Source organism: Ruegeria sp. BHSB056, from assembly GCF_059613305.1.
Genome location: NZ_JBXWSG010000016.1, coordinates 48,121 through 58,438 on the forward strand (window position 1 = coordinate 48,121; position 10,318 = coordinate 58,438).

General features: G+C 59.6%; 8 protein-coding genes. 3 read left to right on the forward strand and 5 right to left on the reverse strand.

From position 1 onward, the window contains the following. The first annotated feature begins 53 nt into the window (after nt 1–53). Nucleotides 54–719, forward strand: a complete 666-nt coding sequence (gene mnmC2, locus AC2FND_RS06405; protein WP_496768629.1) for a tRNA (5-methylaminomethyl-2-thiouridine)(34)-methyltransferase MnmC2 — start codon at nt 54–56, stop codon at nt 717–719. Continuing rightward, nucleotides 716–1,585, forward strand: a complete 870-nt coding sequence (locus tag AC2FND_RS06410; protein ID WP_496768630.1) for a DMT family transporter — start codon at nt 716–718, stop codon at nt 1,583–1,585. The genes mnmC2 and AC2FND_RS06410 overlap by 4 nt, the downstream gene beginning before the upstream one ends. Here AC2FND_RS06410 and AC2FND_RS06415 read toward each other — a convergent pair. Next, entirely contained in the window at nt 1,559–3,532 is a 1,974-nt protein-coding gene (locus AC2FND_RS06415) for a lytic transglycosylase domain-containing protein (protein WP_209598320.1), read from the reverse strand. The two genes, AC2FND_RS06410 and AC2FND_RS06415, sit on opposite strands and share 27 nt — an antisense overlap. A gap of 133 nt (nt 3,533–3,665) precedes the next feature. Here AC2FND_RS06415 and dapA point away from each other — a divergent pair, with 133 nt between their 5' ends. After that, complete coding sequence (gene dapA / locus AC2FND_RS06420; protein WP_496768632.1) at nt 3,666–4,538, forward strand: 4-hydroxy-tetrahydrodipicolinate synthase; 873 nt, start codon at nt 3,666–3,668, stop codon at nt 4,536–4,538. 133 nt (nt 4,539–4,671) lie between these two features. Here dapA and AC2FND_RS06425 read toward each other — a convergent pair whose 3' ends face one another. The 4 genes from AC2FND_RS06425 to pta form a co-directional block, all read right to left on the reverse strand. Further along, a complete protein-coding gene (locus AC2FND_RS06425; RefSeq protein ID WP_496768634.1) occupies nt 4,672–5,544 on the reverse strand; it encodes a dimethyl sulfoxide reductase anchor subunit family protein in 873 nt (290 codons plus the stop codon). Continuing rightward, nucleotides 5,544–6,293, reverse strand: coding sequence for a 4Fe-4S dicluster domain-containing protein (locus AC2FND_RS06430; protein WP_496768636.1), 750 nt, complete (start codon nt 6,291–6,293; stop codon nt 5,544–5,546). The genes AC2FND_RS06425 and AC2FND_RS06430 overlap by 1 nt, the downstream gene beginning before the upstream one ends. Before the next feature lie 109 nt (nt 6,294–6,402). Continuing rightward, on the reverse strand, nt 6,403–9,222 hold the full coding sequence (locus AC2FND_RS06435) for a molybdopterin oxidoreductase family protein (RefSeq protein ID WP_496768638.1): 2,820 nt from the start codon (nt 9,220–9,222) through the stop codon (nt 6,403–6,405). Nucleotides 9,223–9,312: 90 nt separating this feature from the next. Then, nucleotides 9,313–10,318: phosphate acetyltransferase (pta, locus tag AC2FND_RS06440; RefSeq protein WP_496768640.1), on the reverse strand; the 1,006-nt coding region annotated here is incomplete at its 5' end.

A 10,318-nucleotide genomic window follows, 5' to 3' on the forward strand; every position in this document is an offset into this window, starting at 1 on the left:
CCAATTCCCTTTTCCTTGTTCAGTGTCGCGCCGCTTAGCTACAGGATTCCCCGATGGCAGACCAGCATGCCGAATTGACGTGGACCGAGGATCAGATACCGGTCTCGGACCGTTTCGACGATCCCTATTACTCTTTGCAGAACGGGCTGGAAGAGACGCGCCATGTGTTTCTGGCAGGCAATGGTCTGCCAGAACGCTTTGCGCCGGGGTTTCATATTGCCGAGTTGGGCTTTGGCACCGGTCTGAACCTGCTGACGGTTTGGTCCGAATGGGAGAGATCCGGCCAAACAGGGCCACTTCGGTTCACCAGTTTCGAAGCCTTTCCCATGGCCACGGATGATATGCGTCGCGCGCTTGGGGCCTTCCCCGAGTTGCACCCGTGGAGCAGCCGGTTTCTGGCCCATTGGACAGGTTGCGCCTGCAATCTTGAAACCCTTCAATGCGAAGTGATCATCGGCGATGCGCGCAACAGCCTGCCGCAATGGGCAGGCATGGCCAACGCCTGGTTCCTCGACGGGTTCTCTCCGGCCAAGAACCCTGAATTGTGGGGGGCAGAGTTGATGCAGAAAGTGGCGGCGCACACCGCCACCGATGGCACGGCAGCCACATATACGGCCGCCGGGTTTGTTCGACGCGGGCTTCAGGATGCCGGTTTCACCGTCACCCGTACATCCGGCTATGGCCGCAAGCGGCACATGACGCGGGCGCTCAAGGCATGACGCAGAAAAACAATGCAGGTGCGGGTATCGCGCTGATGGTGGGCGCGACGATTGTCTTTGCCTTGCAGGACGGCATCTCACGCCATTTGGCCGGAACCTATAACACCTACATGGTGGTGATGATCCGCTATTGGTTCTTCGCGGCCTTTGTCATTGCACTGGCGGCGCGATCCTCAGGCGGGTTAAGGGCAGCCATGCAGACGAACCAGATGGGGTTGCAAATATTGCGGGGCCTGCTGCTGGCCACCGAGATCTGCGTCGCCGTGTTCGGTTTCACAGTGCTCGGTTTGATCGACAGTATGGCCGTTTTCATATGCTATCCCCTGCTTGTCGCCGCGCTGAGCGGTCCGGTTCTGGGCGAAAAGGTCGGATGGCGGCGCTGGGTTGCAATCGGCGTTGGTTGCATTGGCGTTCTGATCATTCTGCAGCCGGGCGTTGGTGTTTTTGATCCTTGGGCCGTCATACCGCTGATCTCGGCATTTCTGTTTGCGATCTATGGCCTGCTGACGCGCTATGTCGCGCGCCAGGACAACACGGCCACCAGCTTTTTCTGGACCGGTGTCGTTGGCGCCGTCGCCATGACCCTGTTTGGGATGTGGTTCTGGGAGCCAATGGCCCGCAGCGACTGGCTTTGGATGGCGTTGCTGTGCGTCAGCGGGGCAACCGGGCATTGGCTGCTGATCAAGTGTTATGAGATGGCCGAAGCCAGCGCCGTCCAACCTTTCGCCTATTTCCACCTGGTCTGGAGCGCGATTCTGGGGATTTCGATCTTTGGTGAAAAACTGCGCCCCGAAGTTGTCGCGGGCGCAGCGATTGTTGTGGCCGCAGGGCTGTTTACCTTATGGCGCGAACGCCGCCAGCGATGATCCGATCAGTTCCTGCGAAAACGGAACCGGCAGGGCGGGCTGCCCCAGACGGGCGCGGTAGACCGGCAGGCTTTCGGTCACGCGCATCACATAATTGCGCGTCTCATTGAACGGAATGGTCTCGATCCAGTCTACGATATCCACCTCGCCGGTGCGCGGATCACCATAGCGCTCCATCCACGAGATCGGGCGCTTTGGACCGGCATTGTATCCGGCTGCCATCATGACGACATTCCCGTTGAACTCGGTCGCAAGGCCCGAAAGATAGTTGGCGCCAAGCTTGGCATTGTATTGCCAGTCCGACGTCAACCGACCGGTCTGGTGGCCGCTGAGTATCCCCAGTTCTCCGGCCACCAGCTTGGCTGTTGCAGGCATCACTTGCATCAGGCCGCGCGCACCCGCGCCGCTGACGACAACCGGATCAAATTCGCTTTCGCGCCGTGCGATAGCCAGCGTCATTTCCTTGGCCATTGGCAGACGCATGTCGGCTACAGGATGAACCGGGTAATAGGCCGCAGGCAAAACTGTGCCCGTGGTCGCTGCCCGCTTGGCGATCATGACGGCCAGATGCGGCTGTTTCAGCTCGATCGCAAGGTCGCCCAACTGATTGGCCTGCACAGGGTCAAGACCTTCGACAAGATGCGTCAGGAACCTCTCGGACAAGTTGTCTTCTCCGGCCTTCAGCAACAGCAGCCCGGCTTCCAGAACGCTGGAATCGGCGAAATCTGCCTGACGCCAATGCGGGGCGCGACGCGGATTGGCCAGTTCCTTGTCAAATGGCCGTCCGATCCGTTCCGCCGCCAGAAGACCATAAAAAGAGGTCTGATGATCCGCGCCCATCGCATAGGCCTCATAGGCTTTGTCTGCGTCCCCAAGCTCGGCGTAAGCCCGCCCCAGCCAATAGCCGCCGCGCCCTTTCGAGATCGGCGATTGCACGGCATTCGAAAAATTCTGGAAGTGTCGCACGGCTGTGGCAGGGTCATTCAGCTTGCGCAGGGCCAGAAACCCGGCCAGCCACTCCAGATCCGCATAGGAATATCCCATTTCCGGGGTCATATGGTGCTTGGCGGCCACGTCATAAGCACGCGCTGCCCGCCCCGATCGCATCTCGAGCCGGGCCAGACGGCGGCGTCCCTCGGCCCATTTGTCAGGCTCGCCTAGGGCCTCCGGTCCGGTTGAACGTGCCAGCATCAGGTCGACGGCGCTGTCATCCAGTTCTTTCTTGTCGCGCCAGACAAAACGGTCGAATGCCAGCCCCGGCGCATCTGCCAGCGACTTTGGCACCGCCGCCACCTTGCCGTCTACGCCCGACTGGCGTTTCTGCAACGCAATTCGCGCTTCGGCCAGCTTGCGCTCATCGGTGGTGACCAGGGGCAGCATCTGTTCTGCGCTGACCAAATGGCCATCCCACAGCATCCGGTCCAGCCGCGCGGCATGGTGCGGCTTCAGCAGTTTGGCAAAATTCTCCAGATAGTCCTTTTGCAACCCCGACCCCATCGGCATGGTACGCCAGGCTGTCACGATATCGGCTTCCGCCTCGCCAATGCGTCCTTTGGCCTTAAGGGCCACCGCATAGTTCAGCGCGCCTTCAGCAGTCTGAGGGGGCAAGCCAGCGTAAAACTTCAGAACCCTGTCCGGATCGGCCCCGGTAAAGACCGGCTCACTCTTGCGGCGCAGCCAATCCAGACCGGGCCAGTCCGCGCGGCGTTCGAGAAACACCAGCACATCGCCCGAGCTGCCAAACCCCTCACGCAACCAGTGCCAGACGATGACATCGCGCGAGACCGAGCCGCGCTGGCCCGATACGCGCAGCGCCGCGTTCCAGTCGCCCTTGCGCATTTCATAAAGCCCAGCGCGCAAATCACCGGCCGCGTCCGCGCGTGCGGCTTGCGGTGTCGCCGCTGCGTATAGAATCACACCAGTCAACAGTGCCAGAAAGCGTGTCATCCCTTGCATTTCCCAACCAACCGAGGATAGAGCCTGTGAGGATAAACCCTGCGCCGCCGGGATCAACTCACAAAGCTGGAAACGTGAGAGGCCGCGGCGTAAAAACTGCAAAATGCACCTTAAGGAGCGTGTCATGTTCAAAGGCTCGATGCCAGCCCTCGTCACTCCGTTCAACAACGGCGAGTTGGACCTGAAGACGCTTAAACATCTGGTCGAATGGCAGATCTCCGAAGGCTCGACCGGGTTGGTGCCTGTTGGAACCACCGGCGAAAGCCCGACGCTCAGCCATGACGAACACGAAACGGTCATCGAAGAAGTGGTCAAAACGGCTGCTGGCCGTGTGCCGGTTATTGCCGGTGCCGGGTCGAACAACACGGTCGAAGCCGTCCGGTTCGTTCATTTCGCCGAAAAAGTTGGTGCCGATGCGGCGCTGGTTGTCACACCTTACTACAACAAGCCGACTCAACGCGGCTTGATCGCGCATTTCCAAGCCCTGCACGAGGCTGCGGATATTCCGATCATCATCTACAACATTCCCGGACGATCGGTCATCGACATGACCCCTGTCACCATGGGCGAACTGGCCCGGTTGCCGCGTATTGTCGGGGTCAAGGATGCGACGGGCGATCTGGCGCGTGTCAGCCAGCAGCGTGCAACTTGCGGCGCAGATTTCTGCCAACTGTCCGGCGAAGACGCCACCGCACTTGGCTTCAACGCCCATGGCGGCGTCGGATGCATTTCAGTCACCGCAAACGTGGCCCCCAGGCTCTGCGCTGAATTCCAGCAGGCCACATTGTCGGGTGACTATGCAAAGGCACTGGAATACCAGGACAAGCTGATGCCGCTGCACGAAGCGATCTTTATCGAACCCGGGTTGGTCGGCGCCAAATACGCACTCAGCAAACTGGGTCTTTGCAGCACCGAAGTCCGCTCGCCTCTGACAAAGTTGGAAGACAGCACAAAGGCCGCGATTGATGCTGCAATGGCACACGCAGGCCTCATCTGACCCGGTCTTCAGAAACAGGAAAAGGCGGCCTCGAATACTGAGCGCCGCCTTTTTCATTTTCAGGATCCAGACTTCATCTGGCCAAAAATATCCCGAGGGAGCCGCGGCTTGCGGCGGCGGGGGCAGAGCCCCCTCAACGCTTACCGTAGTAAAGCCCAACGACATGTTCAGCCTGCGCAAAGAACAACCAGCGCGAGGTCGCGACACCTGCCAGATGCGATGCCACGGCTAGCAGGGCCAGGAAATGATTAAATGGCAGGACCAGCAACAGAACCGGCAGGGCAAAGGCCAATACAGACGAGATCACCCGTAGCTTTTCGGCATGTTTGCGCCCGACCACATGAACAAACTCACGCAGCAGATAGTTGGTACCGGTATGCGGTGGCTCGAAGGCTCTGACTGTGCCCCGGTTACCCAAACCTGTCGCCGTGCCCAGATCCGTTCCGGATGCCTCCAGCGCTTTGTCGCCTTTCTTCCAATACAAGAATTGAACCAAAGCGGCGATCAGCAGAAGCGGAATAGCAACACGTGTCTGGCCAGCCAGCAACGCACCACCCGCCAAGCTGAAGCTTAGAAACATGGCAGGGGTCAGGTTCATATTCCAGCGCGGGATGGTCTTGAGTTGCGTGTAGATCATCGAAGTCGTGAACACGGTCGCCAGTGACATCAACGCTCCGACCCAACCCAGTGGGCTCCAATGCCGATCCAGAAACACTACGCCAATCGCATAAAGTCCCATGACGACCAGAGCGAGCACGGCACACCAGCCCTCACGGCTAAGCCAGCTGGTTTTCCATTGGGTAAAAGCCTTCCAGGCCCGTTCCGGGTGGCCGAGGTGGAAGGTCGAGGCCATCAACCCTCCGACGGCCAGACCATAGGCAATGGCGAAGAACACAAAAGCCACCCAACCCGAGACAGCCGGAAACCCCAGGCCAAGAAAGAACAGCAGGCCGAAACCCAGACCGGACAGGGTGGTGAAGAGGATGACGGAGGGTGCGGGATGCATCAGAGTTTCTCCAACGTCTTGTCGAGCCAGCCAAGGAACCCTTTGGGTTCTTCAGCGACAGGTGCCAACAGGGGGGCCAGGATGTCGATCTGGTCTTCCACCGTGTCTTTCGGGCGCGGCGGCAGATATTTATTGACGGGTTTGGTGCCCATTTCGGGCATCAGGTCCATTCCGCCGCGTTCCGCAACAAGCTTGCTGACGTCGCTGTCCGGATCACCCAGATCGCCAAAGTGCCGCGCGCCCGCCGGGCAGGTTCTGACACAGGAGGGGATCCGGTCCACCTCGGGCAGGTTCTCGTTATAGATCCGGTCGACGCAGAGGGTGCATTTCTTCATCACCCCCTCGGCCTTATCCAGTTCACGCGCGCCATAGGGGCAGGACCAGGCACACAGGCCGCACCCGATACAGTCGCTTTCATTAACCAGCACGATGCCATCTTCGACCCGCTTGTAGCTGGCCCCGGTCGGGCAGACGGTGACGCAGGGCGCGTCTTCGCAGTGCAGGCAGGATTTAGGGAAATGGATCAGTTGCGCGTGCCCTTCCGCCGGTTGCACCTCGTAGGAATGCACGCGGTTCAGGAAAGTGCCCGACGGGTTGGCACCATAGGCGTCCTGATCGGACAGTGGCGCGCCATAATTTTCCGTGTTCCAGCCCTTGCAGGAAATCACGCAGGCATGGCATCCAACGCAGGTGTCCAGGTCGATCACCAGACCCATCTTGCGCTCGGTTGAGTTCGGTAGCTGGGTCATGTCAGGATACCTGTGCTGTTGAGGATGGGTGAGGGGGCCAGCCCCCTCTTGAGCCTGTGGCTCAATTCACCCCCGGGATATTTGTGGCCAGATGAAGTGCGGATCTGGGTCATTTGCCCACCTTCCACGCCAGATTTTCGGGGCCAGTTCCGACCGGTGATTTGATCGGGTCAAAATGAGGCTGGCTTTGGGCATCGGCGGGGGCGTCTGCCTTTTCGATTTTCACCTTCAGGTCAAACCATGCGGCCTGACCAGTTATGGGGTCAGAATTGGCCCAGCGTAGCCCGTCGCCTTTTGGCGGCAGCAGTTCGTGGATCAGGTGGTTCAGCAGGAAACCTTTTGTGGCCTCCGGCGCGTCCTCTTGCAGCGCCCAGGCACCTTTGCGTTTGCCGATGGCGTTCCATGTCCAGACGGTGTTGTCGTTCAGCGCGGCCATTTCCATCACAGGGACCGTAATCTCACCATGAGGGGATGTGACTTTGGCCCAATCTCCGTCGCTCAGCCCATGCTTGCGCATCAGCCTGGTCGGAACATAGAGCGGGTTTCGCCCGTGCAACTGCCGCAGCCAGGCGTTTTGCGTGCCCCAGCTGTGATACATCGCCATCGGGCGCTGAGTCAGCGCGTTGACAGTGAAGCCGTCGTTGCCGTGCTGGTCGGTTTCGTACCAGATCGGAAGCGGGTCCATCGTGTCTTTGATCCGCTGGCGCAGATGATCAGGCGGCTGTCGGTCGCCATGGCCTTCGGCTGCCAGCTGAAACTTGCGCATTGGTTCGGAGTAAAGCTGGAATAGGTATGGCTGCGGGCTGTCATAGAGCCCCATGCCCACGGCCCAGTCCTGATAGGCTGTATTCCATGGTTTGTAGTAATCAGCGCCTTGCGGGATATGCGCCACGTAGAAGCCACCGTTTTCGATATAGCGGTTCAACTGATCCGGGTTGACCTCTCCGCGCCCTTCCTTGTCGGCGTTTTCACCGCGGAATCCGGCCAGCGGGCCAATACCCGGCTTGCGTTCGTGATTGACGATATAGTCGGCGTAATCGACCCATTTTGCGCTGCCGTCTTCATGGGTGAAACCCGGGAGCTTCATGCGGTTAGCGAGATCGATCAATACTGACTGAAACCCGCGCACGTCACGGTCCGGTTCGATCACAGGCCAGCGGATGGCGTCAGCGGCCGCATCCGCCTCGCAAATCGGGCGATCCAGCAGCGAGATACAGTCGTGGCGTTCGAGGTAAGTAGTATCCGGCAGGATGAGGTCCGCGTAAGCCACCATCTCGGAAGAATAGGCGTCTGAATAGATGACGCGCGGGATAATGTAATCGCCGTTTTCATCCTTGTCCGTCAGCATCTCGATGACACCCTTGGTGTTCATGGTCGAGTTCCACGACATATTGGCCATGTACATGAACAGCGTATCGATCTTGTACGGGTCGCCCGCATGTGCGTTCGAGATCACCATATGCATCAGCCCGTGGCTGGACATCGGGTTTTCCCAGGTGAACGCCTTGTCGATCCGTGCGGGGCTGCCATCTTCCTTCAGCGCTAGGTGTTCCGGACCGCGGACGAACCCCAGATGCGGGCCATCCAAGGGCGAGTTGGGCGTCACCTTGCAATGCGGTGTCGGGTGCGCCTCGACCGGTTTGGGGTAGGGGGGCTTGAAGCGGAAGCCGCCGGGAACCTCGACCGTGCCCAGGATGATTTGCAGCACGTGCAGCGCGCGGCAGGTCTGGAAACCATTGGCATGAGCCGAAATGCCACGCATCGAGTGCATCGCAACAGGGCGGCCAATCATCTTGGTGTGTTTCTCGCCCCGGAAATCGGTCCATTCGTGATCCAGCTCGAACGCCTCGTCAAAGGCGACGCGCGCCAGTTCCGAAGCAATCGCGCGAATGCGCTTGGCGGGAATACCGCATTTTTCGGCAACAGCTTCGGGCGCGTGCTCCTCGGACAGGTATTTTTCCGCCATCAAGTGAAACACAGGGCGATGAACGACACCGTCGTTTTCGTAGACCGCTGACAAATCCGGGCGAACGCCAGGCGTGTCGAAGGCCGTCAGCTTGCCTGTATTCCGGTCGATGACCAGAGGCTTTCCGTCATCGTCGCGCAGGAACAGGCCGTTTCCGGCGCCTTCGGACGCGTCCACCAAAACCGGGGCATTGGTGTAGCGGCTCAGATAGTCGAGATCGATCTTTCCGGCTTTCATCAGCACATGGATCAATGACAGGATGAACAGCCCGTCAGTTCCCGGTGTGATGCCGACCCAATCATCAGCGACGGCGTTGTATCCGCTGCGGATAGGGTTGACGCCGATAACACGTGCACCGCGCGCTTTGATCTTGCCAATACCCATTTTGATCGGGTTGGAGTCGTGGTCTTCGGCCACGCCAAACAACATGAACAGCTTGGTGTGGTCCCAATCAGGCTGGCCGAATTCCCAGAATGCGCCGCCCATCGTATAAATGCCGCCCGCAGCCATATTGACCGAACAAAAGCCGCCATGCGCCGCATAGTTGCAGGTTCCGAAGTTTTGCGCCCAGAAGCTGGTGAAGCTCTGGCTTTGGTCCCGTCCGGTGAAAAAGGCCAGCTTTTCCGGGTTGTCTTTGCGGATTGGCTCCAGCCAGCTGACCGCCAGTTCCAGCGCTTCGTCCCAGCTGATCTCTTCAAATTCACCCGAGCCACGCGGGCCGACCCGTTTCAGTGGCTTGCGCAGGCGCGAGGGGGCATTGACCTGCATGATCCCGGCGGATCCCTTGGCACACAGGACACCCTTGTTCACCGGGTGGTCGCGATTGCCTTCGATATAAGCAACCTTGCCGTCTTTCATGTGGACGTTGATGCCGCATCGGCAGGCGCACATGTAGCAGGTGGTCCTGCGGATTTCGTCCGAGACTTTCGGTGACGTATCAAGGATCGGCTGCTGATGGGTCATTTGCGGGTCCAGTTGGTTATGTCAGGAGGATTTTGTCAGTTTCCTCGGTGCTTTAGAACATCGTTCCGGGAACGGTGCGAAAATTAAGTGTCACAGTCCAGTTGCCTGTAGCGCGGTCACGGCGATCATCTGGGTCACATCCTCGGCGCTGCATCCGCGGGACAGGTCGTTGGCGGGTTTGGCCAGCCCCTGCAAGACCGGACCAATGGCGGTGTAGCCGCCCAGTCTTTGGGTGATTTTGTAGCCGATATTGCCAGCATCAAGGTTGGGAAAGATCATCACGTTGGCCTGCCCGGCGACAGACGAACCCGGTGATTTACGCTCGCCAACCGAAGGTACAAAGGCGGCGTCAAATTGCAGTTCACCGTCGACGTTCAGATCTGGCGCGGCCTGACGCAGCGCCTCAGTGGCCTCGATCACTTTGTCCACGTCGGGATGCTTGGCGCTGCCCTTGGTGGAAAAGCTGAGCATCGCAATCTTTGGATCGACCTGCAGCAGCGTCCGGGCCGATGTGGCGGACGCGATGGCGATCTTGCTCAGCTCGCCCGCGGTCGGATTGATGACCAGCCCGCAATCGGAATACAGCATCGCCCGCGCCCCGGGCTGAGTGTTTTCCGGCGGGTACATCAGGAAAAAGGACGACACCATTCCTGCATCGGGGGCCATGCCAATCACCTGGATGGCTGCGCGGACAATATCGCCGGTCGTGTGAACGGCCCCTCCTACAGTGCCGGTGGCGCGTCCGCTGCGCACCAGCATGGCGGCATAGACGGGGGGTGTTTCAACGGCAGCACGGGCCTTGGCCCGATTGACGCCTTTATGCCGGCGCAGTTCAAAAAAGGTCTGGGCAAATTCTTCGGTCAGGTCCGAAGTCTCGGGGTCATGGATCTCAACGCCCCGAGAGGCAGCAGCCCCTTGATCTTTCAGGGCTGCTTCGACCTCGGCGTACGGGCCAACCAGAATGATATCGGCCAGATTGGCCCTCTGCGCGTTGAGGGCCCCTTTTGTGATGCGGGGGTCGTTGCCTTCGCTGAGGGCGATTATGGGACGGGTGGCCGGAGCGTTTTGCCGCAACAGCTCGACGGGTGTCAGGGTC

What these genes read in the sequence shown, in the direction of transcription:
- AC2FND_RS06430 (WP_496768636.1), bottom strand. Translation starts at nt 6,293, where the DNA reads ATGACCCAGCTACCGAACTCAACCGAGCGCAAGATGGGTCTGGTGATC.
- AC2FND_RS06415 (WP_209598320.1), bottom strand. Translation starts at nt 3,532, where the DNA reads ATGACACGCTTTCTGGCACTGTTGACTGGTGTGATTCTATACGCAGCG.
- dapA (WP_496768632.1), top strand. Translation starts at nt 3,666, where the DNA reads ATGTTCAAAGGCTCGATGCCAGCCCTCGTCACTCCGTTCAACAACGGC.
- AC2FND_RS06410 (WP_496768630.1), top strand. Translation starts at nt 716, where the DNA reads ATGACGCAGAAAAACAATGCAGGTGCGGGTATCGCGCTGATGGTGGGC.
- AC2FND_RS06435 (WP_496768638.1), bottom strand. Translation starts at nt 9,222, where the DNA reads ATGACCCATCAGCAGCCGATCCTTGATACGTCACCGAAAGTCTCGGAC.
- AC2FND_RS06425 (WP_496768634.1), bottom strand. Translation starts at nt 5,544, where the DNA reads ATGCATCCCGCACCCTCCGTCATCCTCTTCACCACCCTGTCCGGTCTG.
- mnmC2 (WP_496768629.1), top strand. Translation starts at nt 54, where the DNA reads ATGGCAGACCAGCATGCCGAATTGACGTGGACCGAGGATCAGATACCG.